The 22,936-nt window shown below is 64.9% G+C and carries 23 protein-coding genes and 3 pseudogenes; 10 read left to right on the plus strand and 16 right to left on the minus strand.

Annotated features, from left to right (window positions below; genetic code table 11):
- Positions 1-153: 153 nt before the first annotated feature.
- Complete coding sequence (locus APZ21_RS14290; protein ID WP_054813800.1) at positions 154-564, plus strand: arsenate reductase ArsC; 411 nt, start codon at positions 154-156, stop codon at positions 562-564.
- Positions 565-685: 121 nt separating this feature from the next.
- On the opposite strand, the gene APZ21_RS14295 is transcribed toward APZ21_RS14290, so the two are convergent.
- From APZ21_RS14295 to APZ21_RS14315, 5 genes are all read right to left on the minus strand, one after another.
- On the minus strand, positions 686-1,579 hold the full coding sequence (locus tag APZ21_RS14295) for a slipin family protein (RefSeq protein WP_054813801.1): 894 nt from the start codon (positions 1,577-1,579) through the stop codon (positions 686-688).
- A 76-nt stretch (positions 1,580-1,655) separates the two neighbouring features.
- A complete protein-coding gene (locus APZ21_RS14300; protein ID WP_054813802.1) occupies positions 1,656-2,075 on the minus strand; it encodes a CBS domain-containing protein in 420 nt (139 codons plus the stop codon).
- Positions 2,076-2,241: 166 nt separating this feature from the next.
- Entirely contained in the window at positions 2,242-2,577 is a 336-nt protein-coding gene (locus APZ21_RS14305; RefSeq protein WP_054813803.1) for a hypothetical protein, read from the minus strand.
- 149 nt (positions 2,578-2,726) lie between these two features.
- Complete coding sequence (locus APZ21_RS14310; RefSeq protein WP_054813804.1) at positions 2,727-3,653, minus strand: ribose-phosphate diphosphokinase; 927 nt, start codon at positions 3,651-3,653, stop codon at positions 2,727-2,729.
- Positions 3,654-3,726: 73 nt separating this feature from the next.
- Positions 3,727-4,524: a ribosome hibernation promotion factor gene (locus APZ21_RS14315; RefSeq protein ID WP_239476627.1), complete on the minus strand. Its 798-nt coding sequence runs from the start codon at positions 4,522-4,524 to the stop codon at positions 3,727-3,729.
- Positions 4,525-4,697: 173 nt separating this feature from the next.
- Here APZ21_RS14315 and pspAA point away from each other — a divergent pair, with 173 nt between their 5' ends.
- Positions 4,698-4,979 (plus strand): PspA-associated protein PspAA, encoded by a 282-nt coding sequence (gene pspAA, locus APZ21_RS14320; protein WP_054813805.1) that lies wholly within the window; start codon positions 4,698-4,700, stop codon positions 4,977-4,979.
- Positions 4,980-5,643: 664 nt separating this feature from the next.
- Here pspAA and APZ21_RS14325 read toward each other — a convergent pair.
- Positions 5,644-6,471 (minus strand): MHYT domain-containing protein, encoded by an 828-nt coding sequence (locus APZ21_RS14325; protein ID WP_082393103.1) that lies wholly within the window; start codon positions 6,469-6,471, stop codon positions 5,644-5,646.
- 257 nt (positions 6,472-6,728) lie between these two features.
- Between APZ21_RS14325 and APZ21_RS14330 the strand changes: the two genes are divergently transcribed.
- Both APZ21_RS14330 and APZ21_RS14335 read left to right on the plus strand, forming a co-directional pair.
- Positions 6,729-7,475, plus strand: coding sequence for an ester cyclase (locus tag APZ21_RS14330; RefSeq protein WP_239476628.1), 747 nt, complete (start codon positions 6,729-6,731; stop codon positions 7,473-7,475).
- 75 nt (positions 7,476-7,550) lie between these two features.
- A pseudogene (locus tag APZ21_RS14335) lies at positions 7,551-7,989 on the plus strand (IS701 family transposase); the annotation flags it as partial.
- Between the two features lie 399 nt (positions 7,990-8,388).
- Here the strand turns inward: APZ21_RS14335 and APZ21_RS14340 are convergent.
- From APZ21_RS14340 to APZ21_RS34030, 4 genes and pseudogenes are all read right to left on the minus strand, one after another.
- Positions 8,389-9,660, minus strand: a complete 1,272-nt coding sequence (locus APZ21_RS14340) for a lipase family protein (protein WP_082393104.1) — start codon at positions 9,658-9,660, stop codon at positions 8,389-8,391.
- A 553-nt stretch (positions 9,661-10,213) separates the two neighbouring features.
- On the minus strand, positions 10,214-10,561 hold the full coding sequence (locus APZ21_RS14345) for a hypothetical protein (protein ID WP_156371069.1): 348 nt from the start codon (positions 10,559-10,561) through the stop codon (positions 10,214-10,216).
- Positions 10,525-11,511, minus strand: a pseudogene (locus APZ21_RS14350) (serine/threonine-protein kinase); the annotation flags it as partial. The pseudogene APZ21_RS14350 and the gene APZ21_RS14345, both read right to left, overlap by 37 nt.
- Positions 11,512-11,526: 15 nt before the next feature.
- Positions 11,527-11,676 (minus strand): hypothetical protein, encoded by a 150-nt coding sequence (locus APZ21_RS34030; protein ID WP_156371070.1) that lies wholly within the window; start codon positions 11,674-11,676, stop codon positions 11,527-11,529.
- Between the two features lie 213 nt (positions 11,677-11,889).
- On the opposite strand from APZ21_RS34030, the gene APZ21_RS14355 reads away from it, so the two are divergent.
- The 3 genes from APZ21_RS14355 (at position 11,890) to APZ21_RS14365 (ending at position 14,221) form a co-directional block, all read left to right on the plus strand.
- Complete coding sequence (locus APZ21_RS14355; RefSeq protein ID WP_082393106.1) at positions 11,890-13,362, plus strand: IPT/TIG domain-containing protein; 1,473 nt, start codon at positions 11,890-11,892, stop codon at positions 13,360-13,362.
- 158 nt (positions 13,363-13,520) lie between these two features.
- Entirely contained in the window at positions 13,521-14,015 is a 495-nt protein-coding gene (locus APZ21_RS14360) for an ISAs1 family transposase (RefSeq protein WP_054813810.1), read from the plus strand.
- Complete coding sequence (locus tag APZ21_RS14365; RefSeq protein WP_054813811.1) at positions 13,994-14,221, plus strand: ISAs1 family transposase; 228 nt, start codon at positions 13,994-13,996, stop codon at positions 14,219-14,221. Before APZ21_RS14360 ends, APZ21_RS14365 begins: the two co-directional genes overlap by 22 nt.
- A 74-nt stretch (positions 14,222-14,295) precedes the next feature.
- Here APZ21_RS14365 and APZ21_RS14370 read toward each other — a convergent pair whose 3' ends face one another.
- Positions 14,296-15,501 (minus strand): glycoside hydrolase family 76 protein, encoded by a 1,206-nt coding sequence (locus tag APZ21_RS14370; RefSeq protein WP_082393107.1) that lies wholly within the window; start codon positions 15,499-15,501, stop codon positions 14,296-14,298.
- A gap of 412 nt (positions 15,502-15,913) precedes the next feature.
- Here APZ21_RS14370 and APZ21_RS14375 point away from each other — a divergent pair, with 412 nt between their 5' ends.
- Positions 15,914-16,729, plus strand: a complete 816-nt coding sequence (locus APZ21_RS14375; RefSeq protein WP_054813812.1) for a hypothetical protein — start codon at positions 15,914-15,916, stop codon at positions 16,727-16,729.
- Positions 16,730-16,880: 151 nt separating this feature from the next.
- Here APZ21_RS14375 and APZ21_RS14380 read toward each other — a convergent pair whose 3' ends face one another.
- Positions 16,881-17,471, minus strand: coding sequence for a hypothetical protein (locus APZ21_RS14380; RefSeq protein WP_054813813.1), 591 nt, complete (start codon positions 17,469-17,471; stop codon positions 16,881-16,883).
- A 341-nt stretch (positions 17,472-17,812) separates the two neighbouring features.
- Between APZ21_RS14380 and APZ21_RS14385 the strand changes: the two genes are divergently transcribed.
- A complete protein-coding gene (locus APZ21_RS14385; RefSeq protein WP_156371071.1) occupies positions 17,813-18,340 on the plus strand; it encodes a hypothetical protein in 528 nt (175 codons plus the stop codon).
- 376 nt (positions 18,341-18,716) lie between these two features.
- Here the strand turns inward: APZ21_RS14385 and APZ21_RS32975 are convergent.
- Positions 18,717-19,422: pseudogene (locus tag APZ21_RS32975) on the minus strand (FAD-binding protein); the annotation flags it as partial.
- A 354-nt stretch (positions 19,423-19,776) separates the two neighbouring features.
- On the opposite strand from APZ21_RS32975, the gene APZ21_RS14400 reads away from it, so the two are divergent.
- Positions 19,777-20,247, plus strand: coding sequence for a hypothetical protein (locus APZ21_RS14400; RefSeq protein WP_054813817.1), 471 nt, complete (start codon positions 19,777-19,779; stop codon positions 20,245-20,247).
- Between the two features lie 16 nt (positions 20,248-20,263).
- Here APZ21_RS14400 and APZ21_RS14405 read toward each other — a convergent pair whose 3' ends face one another.
- The 3 genes from APZ21_RS14405 to APZ21_RS34735 all read right to left on the minus strand — a co-directional run.
- Positions 20,264-21,517 (minus strand): competence protein CoiA family protein, encoded by a 1,254-nt coding sequence (locus APZ21_RS14405; RefSeq protein WP_054813818.1) that lies wholly within the window; start codon positions 21,515-21,517, stop codon positions 20,264-20,266.
- A gap of 538 nt (positions 21,518-22,055) precedes the next feature.
- Positions 22,056-22,181, minus strand: a complete 126-nt coding sequence (locus APZ21_RS35990) for a hypothetical protein (protein ID WP_275426206.1) — start codon at positions 22,179-22,181, stop codon at positions 22,056-22,058.
- 9 nt (positions 22,182-22,190) lie between these two features.
- On the minus strand, positions 22,191-22,936 hold a 746-nt coding region (locus APZ21_RS34735), incomplete at its 5' end, for a hypothetical protein (RefSeq protein WP_162240338.1).

Genomic DNA, 22,936 nt, shown 5'->3' on the forward strand with positions numbered 1-22,936 from the left:
GTTCGTCGGCGCGCAGGTCCTCGGCGCGGTGCTGGGGCTGGGGTTGGTCGTGTGGCTGTATCCCGGCAGCGCCGCGAGCGCGGACAACGTGGTGGTCCCCCACGAGAACACCGACCCCGAGAAGCTGTCCCACGTGTAGAAGGAGCACCGATCATGACTTCCAAGCCCAGTGTGCTGTTCGTCTGCGTCCACAATGCCGGACGCTCGCAGATGGCCGCCGGTTTCCTGACCCATCTCGCCGAAGGGGAGATCGAGGTCCGCTCGGCGGGCAGCGCCCCGGCCGAGTCGTTGAATCCCGCCGCGGTGGCCGCGATGGACGAGGTCGGCATCGATATCACCGCCCAGTTCCCGAAACAACTCACCTACGACGCGGTGGAGACCTCCGATGTGGTGATCACGATGGGCTGCGGGGACAGCTGCCCGGTCCTGCCCGGCGTGAGCTACCGCGACTGGCAACTCGAGGACCCCGCGGGCAAGGGCGTGGAGGCGGTGCGACCGATCCGCGACGAGATCCGCACACGCGTGCAAGCCCTCATCGCCGAACTCCTGCCCGCCCGCACCTGAATCGACACCCCCTGCCGTGGATCGTGACGATGCACGGCAGGCGGGCGGATGCGTTTCGCGCACGATCGTATCGGTCCGAAGCGCCTCTCGCCGGCGCGATTTCGGGTCGTGGGAATACCGGTCAGCCCGTGACCTTCGCCGGGATATGCGGGTCCGCGGGTTGCCTGCGTCGGGCGTCATCGGCTCCGCTGGGTGCCACCGCCGGTCGACTCGTCGGCGCCGATTGGCCGATGGCCGATGACGCGGCGGCGGTTTCGCGGGCGAAGAACTCGCCGATATCGCTGATAGCGCTCATCAGCGGGGCCGGGAAAACGACGGTCGTGTTCTTGTCGACGCCCAATTCCACCAGGGTCTGCAAGTTGCGCAGTTGCAGTGCCAGCGGGTGGGCCACCATCGTGTCCGAGGCGTCGCCGAGTGCGGCGGCAGCAAGGGATTCGCCCTCCGCCGCGATGATCTTGGCTCGCTTCTCCCGTTCCGCCTCGGCTTGCCGTGCCATCGCCCGCTTCATGGTGTCGGGCAGTTGGATGTCCTTGAGCTCGACGAGCGTGACCTCGACGCCCCATTCCAGCGTGGTGGTGTCGAGGATCTTCCGAATGTCGGCGTTGATGGTGTCGGTCTCGGCGAGCGCTTGATCGAGGGTGTGTTGCCCGACCACCTTGCGCAGCGTGGTCTGAGCGATCTGATCGATGGCCGCGTACACGTTCTCGATCGCGACCACCGACTTCTCGGCATCGATGACCCGGAAGTAGGCCACAGCGGAGATATCCACGCTGACGTTGTCCCGAGTGATGATGCCCTGCGACTGGATCGGCATCGTCACGATGCGCATCGATATCTTCCGCATCCGATCGATGACCGGAACGATGAAATTCAGCCCGGGCTCCCGGACCGCGACCACGCGCCCGAGCCGGAACAACACACCCCGCTGGAATTGGAACACCACCCGAATCGACAGTGCCGCGACGATCAGCAGCACCACCACAGCGGTGAGGACAACGGCGGTGACGACGTTCATGATTTCCTCCGGCTATCAGAATCACGTGGGGGTCCGGGCGTCCGGGCCGAACAAATCGCACTCGATACAGCTGTCGCTATCGACCCGCGTACACGCCTTCCACATAATCGGCGATCTTTTCCTCGCTCAAATGCCGCGCGATGTCGACCTCGCTGATCATACCGACCAATTTCTTGTTCTCGATCACCGGCAGCCGCTTGATCCGGTGATTCTCCAGCGCGTGCAACACCTCGTCGACCTCGGCGTTCGCGTCGATCCACCGCGGGGTTCCCTCGCACAGGTCCGCACATGTGGTCTTCGCTGGATCATGGCCGAGGGCAATACATTTCACGACGATATCGCGATCGGTGATGATTCCGCACAGCCGTTCGTTCTCATCGCTGACCGGCAGTACGCCGACGTCGAGTTCCTTCATCAACTGGGCCGCGTGTTCGAGGGTGTCCTCGCGCGAGACCCACCGGGCGCCCGCGTGCATAATCTCCTTGGCTGTTGTCACGGTCTACCTCCTGCTCGAAAGACATGGACTTCATCACCATTGCTCCCCCACCGGCGCACACAGAAGAGCACAAGGTCACGCCGATCGTGGACTTTGCCCACCCGCCGGGTGAGCCGTAGCCGTCGGCGAGGATGCCCGGGGCACCCTCGCCGACGCTACCGCGCGGCTATGCGACCCGACGCAGACCCTGGCTCTTCTCCAACGTTTCCGCCTCGTCCACCTGCCTGCGGGCCAAGCCCTCGAAGAACCCGAGCAGCGGCTGCCAGAAGTAGCCGACACCGGCGATGACCAGACCGGTGAACACGATGCCCAAGGCGTGATTGCGGACGGTCAGACCCCACGCCGCGAACAGATCGAAATCGGTGATCCACGTCGTCGCGATCCCCAGCACCACCAGCGCGACCGCGGAGAATTCACGCGCCATCTCCAGATACCGGACCACGATGCGCGACACGATCAGGGCCGCAAGTCCCAGCAACATAACCATCCCGAAGGCTTCCATCGCTCGACTCCCTTCCGATTGTGTTCGAGCCGACTTCTACGATTCGCCTTTCGGCGGTAACGGGTGAGTGCAGCGTGTCACCTGCTGTAATGACTTTCGTCCCGTCACCAACCCGAGCCGACAATGCCCGCCCGGCCGGCCGGGAACGCCTACGCGGTGCTCGGCGGCGAGCGCAACGCGCCATCGGTGTGCATGGCCGCGATCGCTTCGGCCAGCAGCGGCGCGATCGAGCACACCTGGAATTCCGATGGCAGTTGCCGGTGCGCGATGGTGTCGGTGACCAGCACACGCCGCAGACCGAGTCGGTGCAGGCGGCCGACCGCGCCGTGCACGAAGACCCCGTGCGTGGCCGCCACGGTCACATCGGGGGCGGCGTCGCGCACGCGCAGCAGCCCGAGCGCGGTCTCGATGGTGGCACCGGTGCTGATCATGTCATCGATGAGCACCGGCAACCTGCCCCGCACCTCGCCGATCAGCTCCAGCGCGGAGACCGTGGTGCCGCTCTCGCGTCGTTTGCGCACCACCGCAAGGAGATTCGTCGATCCTCGCACGTACTGTTCGGCCAGCTTCACCGCGCCCTCGTCCGGAGCGACGATCACTCGCTCGGACAGGGCGATCTCCTGAGCCAGGGTGGGGACGGCGGTCAGCGTCTCCGTGGGGATGGGGCAGATCGCCTCGAGGACCGGGGTGTGCGGATCGACGACGATCAGCCGCTGCGCGCCCGCCGCCGCGATGGCCCGGGTGAACACCGCGACTCCGAGGGCCTGTCCCGCGCGCGTACGCCGGTCTTGGCGGGCGTAGCCGAGATACGGCACCACCGCCGTGATGCGGGCGGCGCGAGCGCGTTGGCACGCATCGAGCAGCAACAGCAATTCGGCCAAGTGGTCGTTGACCGGAGGCGGGGTGGGTTGCACGACATAGACGTCGCTGCCGCCGACATTGTCGACCGTCGGGCGCAATTCTCCGTCCGGGAATCGCTTCAGGACGGTCTCCGGTGGGCTCGCGCCCAGATAGTTCGCGATGGCCGCGGCCAGCCCGGGGTTGGCACTGCCTGCGATGATGCGCAGCACGGTCATGGTCGGGCGATGTCCTTTCCGGTCCGGTCGCGGGCCAGGGCCGCGGCCTCCTCCAGCACACGACCCCGCGACTTCAGGCGGCGGGCGTGAGCAGGCCGTAGTGGCCGTCGTAGCGGTGATAGAGGACGCAGCCGCGGTCGCGATCCCGGTCGCGGAAGAATACGAAAGGCCACCCGGTCAATTCCAGCCGCGCGACCGCCTCCTCGACATCGGCCACCGACGCGGGCACCGGGCTGACGGTGATCGGCACACTGCCACCGGTGACCGCATCCGGCCGTGGTTCCAGCTGAGCGAGCCGGTAACCGTCGCCACTGCGATACAGCACGCTGTCGACACCGCTGCCGGATTCGGTGAACAGGTGGAAGTCGTAGTCCATCAACTCCATGTCGAACGCGGCTTCCTCGCAGGTCTCCTCGGCCAGCGCGAAGGACTTGTGCCGCACCACCTCGCGCTGCTCGCGCGGTCGCGGGAAGTAGGGCAGCGGGGTCCGCGGCGGGGCATCATGGCGCCACTCGTGTGGCCCCGGCTCCGGGCGGCGTCCTCGGATGGCCTCCCAGTGCCGGGTCAGTCGCTCGAAGCGCTCTTTGAGCCGGGCCTCGAGCAGGTCGACCGCCTCCCGCGTGGTCGCGGCGACGACCTGTACCCGCACACCGCGGCCGCCCATGTTCACATTCGCCTGGGCGGTGATCGGATTCACGGCCGCCGGATCCCCGTGCCCGGTCAGCCGCACGCGCGCCGTCAGCACCGGCTCGGGAGCGAAGGACAGGGCGTGGCCGATCTTTTCGCGAGCGTAGTCGGCGCCGCCGGCCGACACATGGCGCCCGACCGAGATCTGCAGAACACCTGGTTCCGTGACATGTCGTATACCCATAGCCGGGACTTTGCCACCGCGGCCACGACGATGGTCAGAGCCAAAGGTCACCACAGGTGACCGAACATGGAAATCGACCGACGACCCCGATATCGGGCACCAATGCACCTACCGCACGACACCGACGCCCACGACAGTCGACGGATAGGGATAGGCACGAGCGGAGGGACATCATGATCATCCGTATCGACGGCGAGGGTCGATACCGAGTCACCGCGCGTGAAATCGCCGAACTCGACACCCTCGACGCACAATTACTGGACGTGGCCGACACCGACGACGACGCGGCCTTCACCGACATCCTCGACCGGATGCGCGATACCGTCCGCCGCGGTGGTGCCGCGGTGCCCGGTACGGAGCAGGTCGCCGACGACCTGGTCCTGCCCTCGGTTGATACCGCGCCGTCCGAGATTCGAGCCATATTGCAGGACGAGGGACTGATATCGGGCAACTAGCCGCGCGTCGGACAATCCAGCGGGCATCGCAGAAGTACTCGCCGGAGTACAAGGACGAGGCCGTGAAAACGGTGATCGAGTCACCGGCGACACCGCGCGCCGGAGGTGTACGTCCCGGGCAGCTCACTCCACTTGAAAAGGCACGCGGTATCAGCGAATACCCACTGCGATTCGGAGGCAGGAATCATGACTCGACCAGGCGGTCCTACCCCGGGTACTCGTTCGACGCCCGAAGGTGGCGGCAGGTCACCGCGAAAATCGACATCACAGAGAAACCCGAAATCCGCACAACGATCTCGGACTGGCTTACAAAGGTGCTCGTAGGTGCCACTCTTACCCAGATATTAATAGGTGACATACCTCCGGCCGCGAATTCCCTGTTCACGGGCATGAGTCAGGCAATGGGTACAGATGTATCCGGAAAGGCATTTGCCGGTGACTTGACCATATTTGCAGCCGTACCTCCGAAGATCATCGGCCTACCCCAGGCAGCATGGATCAACCGAGCCGAACAGGAGAACCAGGCAACCCACGCGACATATAACACCGAGCGGTCTCATTCACCTCGAAAAATTCCGCCATCCCGAATGCAACCGAGTTCTACAAACGAGCACTGCGCCGGTGCCAACAGGTGGAGCGCCGAACTGTCACAACCGCGCCTGGATCACCCGCCCGATAGGGGGTATCCGATTCCGGAAGGCGAACCTTTCGGCGGAGGAGCGATATCGTCGGTGACCGGACGCACGGCCGCTGGCTGCATGGGCGGAAGGTCGATGTCGCGTTCGATCGAGGTCAGGCTGACCGCGATGAGCAACAACATCGTGACCAGGCTGATGACGACGATCAGCGGTGCGAGCATGGCCAGCGGGTCGGTGCCAGTCGGGGCGCTGTGATGACCGCGGTGCGCGTGCATTCCCGCCATTCCGGTGTAATGCATGCCGCAGACCGCGACGCCCATGATCAACGCCGCGCCGACGGCGGCGGTCATGCCACGCACGTGCACGGTGAACCACAGCGCTGCGGTGGCGGCGATGACCGCGATCATCAGCGACAGCGTGACGAGCCGCCAGTCGTAGCCGATCGTCGCGTCGGATTTCATCGCGTACATGCCCATGTAGTGCATACCGCCGACGCCGAGACCAGTGATCGCGCCGCCCGCCCCGAGCGCCGGCGGACGCGGCCGGGGCGCCTGCACAAGCGTCAGGCCGATACCGACCACGACGATGGCGGTGGCCGCGCTCAACAGCGTGATCGGCACGTCGAAGCGGATCTGCGCATCCTGGATCGAAAACCCCAGCATCGCAATGAAATGCATGACCCAGATGCCGGTGCCGCCGATGGCGGACGCGGCCAGTACGAGCCAGAGCGCCCGGTGCTCACCCGCACGGGCGCGGGCGGCGCACTGCAATCCGAGCAATGATCCGACGAAGGACATGAGATAGGCCAGCACGGGCGTCAGCCACCCATAGCTGAAATGGTAAATGTGCAGCACTCGATCCCCACTACCGATCGGCTTTGGTCGTGAACCTTGAAGCAGTCTGTCGGCCCACACGTTATCGGTGATGTCTGGCCGGGCGTGCCGCAAAGCGCCACGGGGACAGTGGCTTCCGTCACATCACGGTTTGCTGGAGTGCATGAAGGGACAACTTCGAGACCCATCGACGACGCCTCCTTATGTGCCCATCACACGCACGGTCGGGCGGATGTCTCAGTTGCGCAATAGCTTCCGAGCGGTCACGTCTGCCCATCGTGACAACGGGATGGTCTGCTGTTAACGTCTTCGCGTCCGACACAGCCTACGGGGATGAGAACGAAATGACAGTTGATGCAACAGATTCGACGTCGGCCGCGGAAACACCACTGTGGCTGCGAGGCCGCGATGCCGTGGTCGCGGCGGCTGAGCCCGAGGATTGGCGCGACGGAGCGCCGGACTACCACCTGACCGAGCTCACCGTCCCGCGCGAGCGAACCACCCAACACGCGCCGGGATCGCTCGAGGCGATCGTCGAAGACCTGGTCCGGGTGTTCGAGATGGAGATCTCACACAAGAAGGATCCGGCGACCTGGGTCTCACTTGTGGCCGAACACTACCGTGGCCGCGTCAACGGCGGACCGTGGCGAGACGCCGAGGAATTCGCGCGAATCGGTAGCTATAACATCCTGATTGGCGACAACCCATATTACGACGCCGAGAACGAGACCTTCGAGAGCTCGCACCACATTTTCCACACGGCGATGCCGAACGGATTCTTCTGGGAGGTACTGGAAGTAATGGCGGGCCCGCCGAATGTCGTCTTCCGCTGGCGGCACTGGGGCAACTACGACGGCCCGTACCGCGAACACCAGCCCACCGGCGAGCTGGTCGAGATGTTCGGCGTCACAATCGCCAGAGTCAGCGACGACCTCCGCATCCTCGAGCTCGAACACTTCTACGACAATGGCGCGCTGCTCGGCCCCCTCGCCCACGGCTGCCCGGTCACCGGCTCGAAGTCGTAACCGGTCGAGAGCGGTGCGCCAAATATGAGCGGTGGCGGCCGTTGCCCGCGCGGCGGGTGCCGATCCCCAAGCCGGGGGTGGACTCAGGCCGAACGTGCTGGTGAGGTGTGCCCGGACGGGATGCAGCGGTTCTGCGGAAAGCTGATTGGGGACGTCGACGGTGTCCGTGACGACGTGCGCGGGTATGTGGTCGAGCATCTCGGCGACCCGGCTGCGGTCGTGGTCGGCCATGACACAGGATTTTGAAGAAGGGCGTGAAACCTGCTGGGGTGCAACGCCAGTACTCCGGCACCGCCGGCAGGATCGAGAACTGTCAGATCGGGTGTTCCTGGCGTATGCGTCCGGCACGGGCATGCCCTGATCGACCACGAGCTCTACATTCTCGAATCCTGGACCAGTGATACGGGACCGTTGCCGCGATGCCGGGATCGGCGACGAGGTGGAGTTCGCGACCAAACCGCTGCAGGTGATCGCCATGCCGGCACGGGTGCCGGCCGCCGGGGTGCCGTTCGCGACGGGTGGAGTTCGTGTCGAGATCAACAGATCAACTTCGAGGTTCAACAGGGTCGCGACCTGGTCGAACACTTGCCGTTCCAGGTCGTCGGTCACCGAACCCAGCCAGTCCATCGCCCGCTAAACAGGCGTCGTCGCTGGTCTCGGGCAGCCGTCGATATGGACGTCGTGGTTGACCCAGTCCGCCGCGGCCAGTTTCGACGACGGCGCCGACCGTCGCATCGCCCGCGGAGATGGTGGCGGCTGATGTCGATTCGGATGGATCCGTCGTCGCCCTGCGCGTGTGGCCGTCCTGGCAGATTTTTACAATGCGCTCCCGCAACCTTTTCGAGACGCGTCCGCAGAGATCGACAACCTGCGACGCGGTGGTGAACGCGGCGATATATCGCGATGCCCCGGGTCAGGGCAGGGCGGCGCAGTTCGCCGGCGGTGGAACATCGGCGAGGCGCTCGATCATCCACGGCTGCGAGGTCGTCAGCGAGGGGAAGAAGGCCAGATCGTGAGTGTCGAGAGCGGCCGGGGACGCGGGCACACCGCGATCGGCGATCAGTTGTACGGCCGCGCCGCCGCCACACCAGTTCGCCGCCATGGTGCGCACGGCCGGGTAGGTGACGCCGTCGTTGACGGCCGAGTAGACACGGACCGGAACCGACGGGGTGGCCGTGCCGAGGCGCTGCTCGTCGAAGACCCGCTTCAATTCCGGGGAGTTGTCGATCACGACCGGAAGCGGCTGACCGCTCGTCGTCCATCGGGCCGTGTCCTGTGGCTGCGCGAACACACCGGACAAACCGCCGCCGCAGCGGCCGATCGAGTCGCGCATGATCGCTTTGCCGGTGTCGTTGAGCACGGCGTCGAGTTCCGCGCGGACCTCGGGATAGTCCTCGGCAATGCCGTTGAGTATCCACGCGATGGCCGGGGCGACGCCGGGGCGGCCGTCGCTGCGCGCGATGTACTCTTGCGGCCCGGTGAGCGGCCCGCCCACGTAGGCGCCGCGCACGTTCAGTTCCGGGGCGTAACCGGACAGCAGTTCGGCCGCGGCCGCGGAGGCCATGGCGCCCTGGGAGTAGCCGTAGATGATGACCGGCGAGTCGGGACCGAGGCCGGACATGCGCAGCGCGGCGCGCGCGGAGTCCAGTACCGCGTAGCCCTGTGTCTTGCGGTTGAGGAAATCGTGGATTCCGGGGACGCCGAAGTCGTGGTAATCGGTCATCACCACCGCCATCCCGGCGGAGAGCAGTTGATAGATCGCGATGACGTCGTATTCGAACACCATGTCGACCGGCGGCTGGAGCCGGACGATCTGGCTCATCATCGCCGAGGGCGCGCATTCGGGGCCCTGGCCCTGGGTGCCGCCTGCGTAGGCGATCAGCGGCCTCGGGCCGGGTCCGGTCCACGGCATCGTCGGCTCCAGGTAGGTGCCCACCACCGTGGTCGGCGCGTCGTGAGCATCGCTGCTGGTGTAGACCAGGCGCGTCGACCTCGCCGGAATCGCACCGGACGGGCCGGGGACGGACAGCGCCAGTGGCGCACCCTCGGCCCGCAGGATCTCCCCTCCGGCCACCTCCGAGAGCGGCGGCCGCGCCACCGCCGGGGGCGCGACGCTTCCCCCCGCGCCGACCATCAGAACAACTCCCGTCGAAGCCACGACCAAGGCGAGCTTTCCGTTGCGCATACCGACCCTTCATCCGAGGTGACATCCGAGGCAGCGACCGGACAGCACGATCGCCGCGGACACAAGGACAACACCGGGTGGCCATCTGAGAACGAGCAGGAGATCGTGCGGTCGATCCGAACCGGCTTCTGCGAGCACTTCCGTGTGACCGCGGATCCGAGAACATCCGGCTCGTGGTGCGAGAGAGCGATCTCACCCTATGCCCGGTGACCGGCGATCCGCGGGATGTGGCGACGTTCGACGTGGCGCACCGGAGGTCCCGGCGACGCCGACCGGCAGACTATGGCGGTGAGACGAATCCGGACGGTGATCGATATCCCGGACCGGGATGCGCACGTGATTCCTGAACCAGGCGGGTCGCCCGCATGCCGCTCATCAGCGCGGCGAGGCCGACCCCGCCGCAGCACTGGTCGCGCGATCGGTGCGTTGAGCGCCAGGGGTAGGGGTCGCCTTGGTCATCGACCGCGCGACATTCGCCGTCGGTGACCGCCCGAGGTCACCGGACCGATCCGATCGGACCCGGCGTCATCGTCCGGCCAGCACCGACTACCCGCTACTTGACCGGCTTGCCCTTGCCATTGGCATTCCCGTTGCCGTTGCCGTTCGTGTTGCCGTTGCCGTTGCCGTTGGCATTCGCGTTGCCGTTGCCGGAAGTGCCGTGGCCCGAGCCGATTACCTGGGTCGGGACGGAGGTGTCGTTCTCGGGCATGTTTTTCTGCGAATCGCCGGTAAGGGGCTGCGGCGGTACCTGGGTCCAACTCGCGCCGCCGCCGGAGCCGGCGCAATGCAGCGGCGCGCCTTCGCCGTCGAGTCCAGCGCCGGGCACGACAGGATCGCACGGTTGCCCGGCCGTCGGTGCGGCCATTACCGGTGGCGCGGCGATCGGTGCCGCGGTGGGCAACGCGGGGACTGTCGTGATGGCGCCGGGCCGCGTGGTCGGTGTGGCGGATTCGGTCCGGCGGCGCCGGGCCTGCCGAGCCAGAGGGCCCCGCAGATCACCGCGGTGAGAGCGGCCAATGCCGCGAAGGCGAGTCGCGGCCGCTGGCGCACCGGGACGGACGTCCTCGGGCGTGTGGCTTTTCGGGTCGGAAGCGGACGTGCGGCATACTGCGGCGCCCACGCGCGGACTGTCGCCGGGTGCGCGACCGATGCGCTCGAGGTCGTGGGAGCGACCCGCGGTGCGATCTCGGCCGTGGACACATCCTGTCCTGTCGCCGCGGCATAGGCCGCGGCCGCGAATTCTCCCGCACTGGACCAACGTTCGCTCGGATTCTTGGCCATGCCGCGGGCGATCACCGCGTCCAGCGCCGCGGGCACGGCAGCGACCAGGTCGCTCGCCACCGGTGGCGCCGCCATCAGATGGGCGCGCATCTGCTGGGGCGAATCACCGTCGCCGAACGGCCGCCGATGAGTGAGCAGTTCGTAGAGCACACACGCGAGCGCGTACTGATCCGAACGCGGCTCTGCTGCGCCGTCGAACCGCTCCGGCGCCAGGTAACCGAGGGTGCCTATTACCTGGTCGTTGGCGGTGATCGGGGGCTGGCCGGCGCGGGTGGCGGTGCCGAAATCGATCAGATAGACGAACCCGCTCGGTGTTACCATCAGGTTCGACGGTTTGACGTCGCGGTGCACCAGACCGATGCGATGTGCCGCGTCCAGCGCGGCGGCGGCCTGCATGATGATCCGAACCGCCGGTTCGGGAGCCAGCCGCCCCTGCCGGTGCAGCAACATGGCTCCGTCGATTCCCTCGATGAACTCCATGTCCAGGTATAGGCGGCCGTTCAGCTCGCCGAAACTGTGGATCGGCACGGTGTGCGGGCCGCGCAGCTGGGCGGCCAGGCGCGCTTCCCTGGTGAAGCGCTGTCGCTACCTGGCGTCGGCGCCCAGCTCGGCCGCGAGCACCTTCAGCGCCACGTCCCGATCGGTTCGGGTGTCGCGCGCGAGCCAGACCCGGCCCGTACCGCCGCTGCCGAGCAGTCGCTCGAGGCGGTAGTGGCCGAACCATGTCACGCCCATGTGCACAAACTCGGCGGATCTCCGACCTCGTCAGAACAATAGTCGACCTGGACACCGTCGGTAAATGCGAAAACGGACCTAAACGGATCGCGAAATACATTGCCACCGGCCCGGTCCAGGGGCCTTACTGGATATTGCCGTGCCACAGCAAGTCTCGGCAACTCGGCGCAAGAGTAAATCTCTACATCCGCGATGCCCATCGAGGAGACAGCCATGTCTACTATCACTTCTGTAATACCGACCTCCGGTCCAACTTCCGGAGGTAACAGCGTGGTAATCACCGGTACCGGGTTCTCCGGTCCGACCACAGTCCACTTCGGTTCGACAGCAACCACTTTCACGCTCGATTCCGATACACAGATCACGGCGATTGCTCCACCGGGGACGGGCACGGTGCAGGTGACCGTCTCCAACGCGAGCGGAACGAGTAACGGGGTCCCGTATACCTATGTCGTAATTCCCTCGTTGATTTCGATCAATCCCACCCGAGGTCCGCAGACCGGGGGAACGACCGTCACTCTTTCCGGCTCGAACCTGTCGGGTGTCACGGCGGTGAAATTCGGTGCCACACCGGCGACTTCGTTCACTGTCGTGTCGAATACGCACATCACCGCTGTCGCCCCCGCCGGTGTCGGCACCGTGCCGGTGACGGTTACCACGGCGACCGGGACGAGTAACGCGCTGTTGTTCACCTATATCGGAGTTCCCACCGTGACTTCGATCGTTCCGAACTCCGGGCCGGTAACCGGGGGAACTGTGATCACGTTGACCGGCACCGGATTCACCGGCGCTACCGCGGTAACTTTCGGTGCCGTTCCCGCGACGTTCTATTTCGTCCTTTCGGACAGCCGGATTATCGCGATCGCTCCGCCCGGGACGGGCACGGTGCCGGTCACCGTCACCACCGCGGCCGGTACCAGTGCCGGAGTGTCGTTCACATATCTGCCCGTTCCCACGCTGACGTCGATCAGCCCGACATCGGGGCCGGTGACCGGTGGGACAACGGTCACGTTGACCGGCACCGGGTTCACGGGAGCCACCGCGGTGTTCTTCGGTATTCTTCCCGCGACCTCGTTCACGGTCGACTCGGATACGCAGATCACCGCGGTCGCACCTCCGGGAATCGGCACGGTGCCGGTCACGGTCATCACCGTGGCGGGTGCGAGTAATGGGCTTCCCTATACGTATGTGCTCGTGCCGATTCTGTTGTTCTTGCATCCGGCGGTGGGACCGCAAGCCGGAGGAACGACGGTCACGATTACCGGTGTCGGCTTGTCCGGCGCGACGGGCGTCAATTTCGGCGCCACACCCGCGACTTCGTTCACCGTCGTATCGGACTCGCAGATCATCGCGGTAGCTCCGCCGGGTGCGGGCACGGTGCCGGTGACGGTCACCACCGCGGTGGGTTCGAGTAACGGGCTGCCTTTCACCTATCTGGCAGCTCCCACGGTGACCTCGATCAGTCCCAATACGGGTTCGGTAACCGGAGGAACTTTCGTCGTACTCAACGGCACCGGATTCACCGGTGCGACCGCGGTCACGTTCGGCGCCACTCCGGCGACGTTCTTCTTCGTGCTGTCCGACTCGCTGATTCTCGCGGTTTCTCCGCCCGGAACGGGCACGGTCCAAGTCGCCGTCACCACCCCGGCCGGTACGAGTGTCGGAGTTCCGTTCACATATGTCTGACGTGCAGCGCCTCGGTGTGAGTCAGAACAAATGAGATAACCCAGGGGACCGACCTGTTTCACGGGCCGGTCCCTTCGGCAATCGCCTCGGGCGCCCACGTGATGTTCTGCCTGCGCTTCGACGCAGGTCTCAGCTAGTCGCTACCGAAGAAACCGGGGTTGTGTCAGCGCACTTGGGTCGTCCTCGCGCAGGTCGCTGTCGGTGCCAAGACCAACGAAATACCGTGCTTGCAGGCAATTCTCGGTGTTGTGGACATCACCGGAGCAGTGATCACCGCCGATGCGATGCACTGCCGGCGTGAGACCGCGCAGACGATCCGTGACCGCGGTGGTCACTACGCGCTCACCGTCAAGGCCAACCAGCCAACTTTGCGTAGGAAGCTGAAATCTATTCGCTGGCACATTGTTCCGGTGCTCGATACCAGCACCGAGCACGGTCACGGCCGTCGTGACACCCGCACTCTGAAGGCCACCGAACTTGCCGACGGTATCGGGTTCCCCGGCGCCGCCCAAGCCCTGCGGCTGAACCGGACCCGCACCAACCGCAAGACCGGCAAACGAACCCGCGAAACGGTGTACGCGATCACCAGCCTTACTCTCGCCGAAGCGAAACCCCTCAGACAGCCGCATGGTTGCGCGGGCACTGGGCGATAGAGAACCGCACCCACTGGGTCCGCGACGCCACCTTCGACGAGGACCGCAGCCAGATCCGCACCGGCGACGCACCCCAGGTCATGGCCACCCTCCCCAACACCGCCATCAGCCTGCTACGGCTGGCCGGCCACACCAACATCGCCGCCGCCCTACGACACCACGCCCACGACTTCAACCGGCCCATCGAACTACTGCTGACCTGCTGAAACCCGACTTTTCCGGGACCCTGAGTCATCGAGACCCCGCTCGCCGTCGATGAATAGCCTGATTCGGCGTGACCTCAGCGTCCCGCGGCGGTGAGGCGGTAATCCGCCTCGAGCAAAATCCACGCGCTCAACTGCACCGAGAGGTCACGGCTCAGGTTCGCCGACGTCGGAGCGGGGGAATCGACGAGTTGGAGAAGGGTTCCCGGATACTCCCGGACCGGGACCGCGCGGGTCCAGTCCGCGCCGAATAGCGGTAGTCCGTCGACCACCGCGCGATTTCGCCAGGCGGCCTGGGCGGAGGTGTGCACGATTCGCGCGGCGGTGGTGTTCCCGAGGGTCAGTGCGGCTTCGGCGAGATATCGGGCGAGTATGCCCATGAACAGCCCGGAGTCGTCGCCGGAGGCCGCGGTGATGACCCCTGCGTCGGTGAGGTGGTCCTCGGTCGCGGCGACGAGGGTCGCCACCCGGTCGCGGTGGTCCGATTCGCCGGTGCGCATTGCCAGTTCGGTTTCCAAGCCGATATCCACGCCCTGGCAGTAGGTGTGAACGGTCCGATTCACATGTCCGCCCGGTTCGCGGACGCCGTCGAGGATCAGTCCGCTGTAGGTGTCGCGCAAGCGGGTGTGCAGGAAGTCGGCGAGTTGTCCGGCGCGGCGGAGCTCACCGAGACGAGCCATGGCGATCCCGGTCGGACCGATCGCGGGGGTGTTGTAATAGTCGTCGCCGGAACGCCAGGGCAGCGCTCCGACGTCCGGGTTCCAGCCGTCGATCAGCGCGGCCCTCAGATCCGCCACCGCGTCCACGAACCGGACACCGAGCAGCCGATCGGCGCGTTCGAGTGCCAGTGCCAGCCACGCCATATCGTCGTAGTAGCGGTTGGTCCAGCCGGTGATATTCCGGGTGCGGATGCCACGCGCGAGGGCGGCGACCCGGTCGACGCGTTCGGCAGTGGGGTCGCGGTACGCGGCGTCCACCGCACAGTCGAGCAAGTGGGCCTGCCACCAGTAACACCACCGCCCGAACGACTGTTCCGCCAGGGAAGCGGGCCACACGAGCACACCCAACTGTCGCTGCGGCAGACCCCAGAGCGTGCGCACATGCCGTTCCACGATCGCCTGTTCCGCCAGGTCCGCCCGTTTCCCACGCTCTTCGGGATCGGCGGGATCCGTTGGCGTGTTCGTGCCGCCCCGCGTCGGTCGCGCCAGCGCGGTCAATGCCACCGCGCCGCCGACTCCGAGCAGCACACTGCGCCGGCTGACCCCGTCGCTCCGGCGATCCATCCGTTCGGACTCCTTTCACGGTGACGACGACATCGGGGCCCGAAACCGTACCGTCAGAGTCTCGTGCCGGGATTGCCAGAGTTTGAACTGCTCCGGTTCGCCGCGAAAACGTTTGGCGCGACGAGTGAGACGCTCGGTCTGCGGGAGCGGTCGGCCGACATCTCGACATCGCGCGGGTATTGCGGGAATCGAGTACCCTGATCGGATGAGTGGCGGGGATGCGGAGATCGATTACCGGGAATTCACGAATGGATTTCCTGACCCGCCGCGCCGCCCGCGTGCCGAGGGAGAGCGTGCCGAAGGAGATATCGCGTCGTCGCGGCACGGAATCTCACTGAGACTGTTCGATAGTCCCGGGCGTCGCTTTCTGCACACTCGACCGTGCGGTGAATGCGGCGGTAAGGGCTACAAGATGAAATACACCTGTGGCTTGGACGGCGATTGGGAGGAAGGCGCCTGGACCTGCCGCACATGTCGTGGGAGGGGCGACGACCCGGCGTCGACCATCGAGATCGCACCTAGCCGCGAGCAGGTACTCGCGCTCGACGATGCGGTCGACGCGATGGTGGAGGCCGAGGAGTACGCGTGGGAAATCGTCGCGAGACTGCGGGTTTGGGGGCTCGGAACCGTCGACAGGTTGATCTGGCGGGTCGGAAATCGCGCGTTTCACGCGGAAGGGCCGACGTTATCGGGACTTCCCTACGAGCTCGAATCTCGCTTCGACGACAGCTGGCGTCATTACGAGAGCGAACTCGCCGACGCTGACCGGCTGGTGCCCGCGACCCGGTTCACGGACAGGGAGTTTCGGCCTCCCAGGGAGGTGCGGCAGCACGCACGGTGGAACAGGGCGGCCGAGCTCGAACTCCGCGTACCCGAGGGCGAGGTACCGGCGGGATTGTCCTTCGCGGATCTTCCGAATCCGTATACGCCACTGTTGCGGATGTGGCTGGCCGGATTCGGGCTCGACCGTATCGAGGACGGTGCGGTCATCCTGTACGCGCCGCCGCGAATGGGTACCGAGGATGTTGCCGAGGAACCGACAGTGCAACCGCCAACAAATTGGGCCGCAACGCATTCGAAGCCTACGACCGGATTCCTGGCCCGGCTGGGGCGAGTGCTGCGGTCCCGTCGATCGCATCGCCGACCCTTCCCGCCGAACACGGATAACGACCAGGAAGGCATGACGACGATGGCATCGCAGGGATTCCGGACGCGTTCGTCGCCGTGACCGAAGCCCGTGTGGTCGCCCTCGATCGTGGTCTTCAGGGCTCTCCCCGCCCGATCGTCCCGAGCTGGCCGGGAACGATATGGTCGGTCACTTCTCGGATCGTCATGAGCGGACCGGAATCGCGGGCCGCTCATGGCAATCGGGTCTCGCGTCAGGACTCCGCGGCGGCGTCGGTGTCGCTCGACTCGGCCGCGATGTCGGTGTCGGCCACCGGTGCCTGGTGGGAGGCGAGGAACTCATCGACGATGCGGACATGGTCGCTGTGGGTGGTTCGAGCGGCACCGACCAGCCGCCCGTAGGCGACCGGGCCGACCAACTGCGCGACGGCTGCGGGGACGTTATCGTCGCCGAGCACCGCGCGGCCCTCCTCGGTCGCGAACAGTTCCTCGAACGGCTGACGGTAGTAATAGTTCAATCCCATGCGGAACATAGCGGCCTTGGTCATCTCCGCGCTGGCCTCGGCCGGGGCGCCGGCCGCGAACCAGGTCAGGGCCACCCTGCTCAGCGGTGCCGTTTGGATGACCACCGCCTGTCGCTCGACCAGCTCGATCAGCCTGTCGCGCAACGATCCTTCCCCGGACGCGGTCACAGCCGGCAGGAGTGCGCGGTACATCGCGGCCGTCCCCGCCACGACACCCTTGCCGAGATATTTGTACATCGCGTTCTTCGCGGCCGTCTTCTGCTGGCCGTACGCGTAGACGGCAAGCGGCTTGAGGCCACCCGACTTGATCAGTGTCGCCACCGCTCGCAACTGCTCTGCCCGCGTAGGCGGCGCCTGCGGGGGCTCCACCAACGGGGTGTCTTCGGTGATCCCAGTCGTCATCGGTGTCCTATCTCCAAGAATCTGTTGCCACTGCCCCAGCGGGAAACGCCACTGCCGATCCTACTTCGGCCTTCAGAATGCCTGCGGCGCACCGGCCGCCGGGGTTGTCAGGGCGCGCCACCGGACGCGGTCGCGGCGGAGTTGCGGGACACATCCGTTGACCACATGGATCGACCTGCGAAGATGAACAGGGGTTCCAGGCGGGGGCGTCGCTGCATGCGGGCGGAAGTGATTGCTGCCCTTCGAAATAGGGGCACGTGGTGGACGTATGTAGTGTCGGCGAGTCCGTCTATATCGATGAAAGGCGAGTACCGAACATGTCGTCACAGAGAGAAAACGGGACGCGGATCACAATCGGCAGGCTGGCCCTGGCGGCTGCCGTGCTGACAGCCGTCGCGTGGTCGAGTGCCGGTACGGCAGTGGCCGACGGCGAGAGCCGAATCATTACCTATTGCCGGGGACTGAGCCCCAATATCGTCGACTTCCCGTATTCGGGTCAGGTGATCGGGGCGCAGTACAAAGGCGCGCCGTACTTCACCATTCACGCGGGTGGAAGCATCTGGGGTGGGTACGGAACAGAAGTCACACTGAACTGGACGAACCTGACAACCGGTGCGTCGGGATCGGAAACCAGAGGTGACTCGGTGGGGTTCGTGATCGGCAACGGCAGCACCATCAACTTCAGCCCGCCGACCGGCGCCGGGACGATTCGCACCGATTTCGTCGTCCGCAACAGCGGCTTGGTGCCCCAACAGGTCACCTGCTCCGGGACTTACGACATTGTGTAGCCGAGCGGAGCCGATCCCGGTTCGGCCGTAGCGGGACGACCAGTTCGGGTGTGTCGACCTTCCGCGGCGGGAGTCGGCGTCCGCCTCGACGAAGTCGAACAAATCGGCAATCCGGAGGTGCCGTGCGGACGTCTGGGATCGGTAGATGCCGCGCGCGCCACCTACCGATCCCAGGTTTCGACACGAACCCGCAGATAGCGGACCGGCCATCGACCGGAATCCCTGACGCGGTTGTCTCGACGAGATGACCGCCGACAACCTCCGAACGCCCGGGTGACGTGTCGATGATCTTCCACTGCGAGGAAATCCTCACAGGTCAGGGGTCAACCGAACCGGGGGCAGTCCCATGTGTTGTTCGATATCGATGGCGTGGCCCGCCGAGCGCTTGTCCGGCGAGAATGCCGTCGCCGGTATTGGCTTTCGCTCCGACGGCCCACTCCGAACCTGTCGGCTCTCGCTGATACTGCTTGCGCATCGGCTCGTTGTGCTCGAATCCGCCACTGGCGAGGACAACGCCGCGGCGGGCGGTGACGATGCGCTGCGCACCGTCTTTCTCGATCGTCACACCGGTCATCCGGTTGCCGTCCTATTGCAGTTCTACCAGAGCGGTATTGAGCCACAGCGGGATCTCGGCTTGCAGGAGTCCGGCGCGCAGCATGGGTGAACACGAAGTTGCGGGGACCCTTGGCGTAGTCGGGTTCGAGATTGGCGAGTTCGGAGCCGAGCTTTCTGCCGTTGAACGGCGTGGGCTCGACCGATCGACCGTGTGCGCGTCCCCGGGGGGCTTCGGGATAGTAGTCGGAGTAGCCGGGCACCCATTGCATGTGCAGTGGGCTGACTCGGGTGAGGAAGGAGAACACCCTCGGGGCCGCGGTAGGTGTCGATGCGTTCGGGCGCGACGGCGTCGCCGACTATGGACCGAAGGTAGGTGCGGGCCTCGTCGGGGGTGTCCTTTGTAGGGCATGATTGTTGGGAATCCACACGCCTCCGCCGGAGCGCGCGGTCGAACCTCCGTAGTGGGCCACCTTCTCCACCACGACGACCGACAGTCCGTTGTCGGCCGCCGCCATCGCCGCGGTCATACCGGCGGCGCCGCTGCCGACGACGATGACGTCGAACGCGTCGACATCCTGAGTCAAGGTTCTCCTTCAGTTGTTGCTTCGACCCGTGGGTAGCGTGCACGCATTTTTGCAACACTTTATATCTCAGAAACGTGGCCCGCTACCGGTCCCCAGCAGGTAAAACGATGCATAATGCGGGAGCGAACAAGAACATGTTACAGACTGGCAGGGCGCCGTAGGGAGGTTATGGGCTCCGTCGAGTGACGCGAGGATCGCTCCGACATCGGCGGGGATGCGGATCGACAACATCGCCTCCGATCCCGGGCTTGCCGACGAGAAGATCGCTACCACGAAGTAGCGATCCACGGAGCACTCATGATCCGCCCCGCGGCCGCTGGCGACATCGCTCGCTACCTCGACAACGCGATCACCCGGATCGCCGAACAGGTGGCCGCGATAGAGGCGGGCGTCGACCCGACAGCGTTGGTTGCGGCGATGAACACCGCCCAGGCCGAGAAGGCCGCCGCCGAGGTCGAGATCAAGAGTCTGCCGCAGATCCGGACGCTCACCGAGACCGAAATCCGGAAACTGATCGAGTCCCTCGGCGACGTGAAGGCGGTCCTGACCGCAGCGAACCCCATCGACAAGGCCCAGCTCTACCGGGCACTGGAACTGGAAGTGCGCTACCACCCCGACAAGCAGTGCGCGATAGTTGGCGTCACCCCTTGTGGGGTTAGCACTGGTGTCCGGAGGGGGTATCGACCAGTACGCCAACGCGCTGCAATACCGAAAACTGCTGGTCATCAGTGGATAGCGGTGTCTGCTTCGATCCGGATCCTGTCGTAGGACGCGGATGGCCCGTTCAGAACAGCGGGAGTTGGTCAGGGTCCGGCAGTCGCCGCTGTCGAGCGGGTCGTCGGTCGTTCGGTGTCCGCGGAGTGAATTGTGGTGTCGGTGGTCGTGGCGGAGGGCAGGTTTGGATCTCAGCGGGAGGAGTGTTCGGGTGCAGGGTGTGTCCGCAGTTGCCGCACTGCACATGCTGGTACGGACCGGTGGGGCGCCTCAGCCGAGGTGAGTCCTGATAGGCGGGAGCATGTCCGGCGCGCATGAACTCGCTCTGGAGCTCGATCCAATCGAGGTGAGCGACCGCCGCACGGTCCACGCTGGTTCGGCCGGTGTTGATGGCACTGTCGCCGACGCGAGCGTCGGTCCGTGTCCGCGGCGTCGGCTTCGGAGCTGGCGTCGCCGCCGTTTGTTCTCGTCGACGTTCGAGTTGTCGGAGTGTCTCGGCCCGTTGGTGTGCGTGTCGGAGTTCGAGCGCGATCGATTCCTGTACGGCCGCCGGGATCGTGATGCCGTGGGAGGTCAGTTCGAGATCGTCGAGGCCATGGCGGTGAGTGATGAGTTCGTCTCCGACGCACGGCGGCAGATGCGGTACTCGGTAGGCGAGGTCGTACCGGTCGTGTACTCCTGTCAGGTGGCGTGGGTGTGGTGCCCCGACCGCCACTGTCACCGACCGATGGGTGAGGTCGAACGACCACAGCTGCTGAGGGCTGTCGGGGTCGTTGCCGCTCAGCACTATCCAGTGTGGGCGGGTTTCGGGATGCCACAGCCAGACATCGACCACACCGTTGCGTCGATAGTCGTCGTGCCTGCTCGTCCATTCCTCGTCGGTCAACGCACCGCCCTGAACTTCGAGGGCGACCTCGCGGCCGTTGACGAATACGACACGGACATCGGAACGACGCTCACGCTGGGGCAGCCATGCCTCCATGCGGACCTCGACGACATCCGCCTGTGTGCGTGCCCATCGAGCGAGGGTCGCTTTACCGTTGAGGTGCCAGACCGTTTCCGGGTGATGTTCCCCGCTGGGCGGGGCGTATCCCGGTGGGTGAGCGAAGTGCGGACGACGCTCTCCGGCCACTCGTGCGCGGACCACGACGGGCACCCGGCGGCCGGACTCGCTATAGCAGAGGGCACACACCAATGTGCGGTCCCCGGTCAGGCTCTTACGTTTGAGCGCACGCACTCGAGTATCGGCCGGATCCGACGGTGCGGACACGTACTGTTCGCTCGCCAGATCGAGCGCGACCACGAATCGGTTGGAACTACCCACCCAAAGACCCCTTGTCGAATAGACGATCGGCCGTCCCGTGGGCACGGGAAAGCCATGGTGGCCGCGCTATTCGAAGAATTTCGGGGTTCGGCTGAGTTCGAAGTCGAGGAGCCTGTAGCGGCTGAAATATCAATCAGGGGTATGCATCGCCGAGCAAATTTGAGGGGTGATCGATTGTGTTGTGCGGCCTACGATCCACGGTAGAGCCCGCACACCGATCTGTCGACAACGACTGCCGGCGAGAACATCTCGAACCTGATCGGGCTCTCCCTGACACATCCGAGAACTGTCAACGATGATGAAAGTGCGCGAGGGGCATGACTGCTCAGAGTGCCGGACATCATCGCCCGAGGAGGGCGCTCGCTGATCGGCGAGAGTTCTCATCGATCAGGTGCTCGCAACCTTCGTCTCATTCACCGTCGCCAAGGCCGACGACGAACAGCTCTGTTCGCACCAGCGGCGACGTTGTCAGCCAGGTGGACAGTCCGTTGCGGGAGCAGACTCCTCGGTGTCTGTGTTCAGATGTTGGCCAGAAGGGTCAACCACCCCCCGATTCCTGTTCAGCCACCGGGATCGTGATGACGCGGGAGGTCAGCTCGAGATCGTCGAGAGGATGACGGTGAGTGATGAGTTCGCCATCGACGAACGGCGACAGATGCAGCACCGTCGCCCATCAGAAAAGCTCCAATTGCCGACTGTCGGTGTGTTTGCTTATCTTTAGTACCGGCGTTTTGCCGACATCTCTACACAGCCTCGCCCAGGCGTCGATCTTTTGTTTGAGGATTATAGAGTTGGTGTCGGCAATACTTTTTGGCAACGTTTTGGACGCGTACCCAAACCATAGGCAATAGCGGTCAAATTGCGGGATATCTTTGACTGTGGCGCGATTCGCAAAAAGCTTCAGTAGTGTTGTTGCCTGATCGCATGCGTACCCCAGCTTCTGTGCTGGCCCGAATTTAACGGCATATACCGTGCGTTCCCTTTTTAGGTCCCATGCCTCAACCGGAGTCTTCGATTTTATTGCTGCGATATCGAAATTCATATCGGCCGTCTCATAACCGGCCTGTCGCACCGTCTCGGAAGCGTTAAATTCACCCTCGATACCCGATATTATCTTGAAAGGATCCTCTACATCCTCGGTTTCGATGCACCTCAAGTGCTCGTCTAGGAATGATAGGTAGTCCTGATTGAAAATCCTCCATTTTCCATCTGTCAATACCGCTCTGTGGGAATCGGAATAGAAGTCCAGTGAATGTTTAAGGGTGAGATCTGGATACCAGCCGTCATCGTTGTATATCGTTACTTTGATCTTGAAAAGCTCAGCGCCAGTCAATCCGGTCTTTTCTATATAGTGGCGCAGGTCATCTATTGAGCCTTTTTCATCCTGCATGTGAGAGGCGTTGTGGCGCTGCAGGTTCA

This window comes from Nocardia arizonensis (genome assembly GCF_001310275.1).
In the GTDB taxonomy this organism is placed as follows: domain Bacteria; phylum Actinomycetota; class Actinomycetes; order Mycobacteriales; family Mycobacteriaceae; genus Nocardia; species Nocardia arizonensis.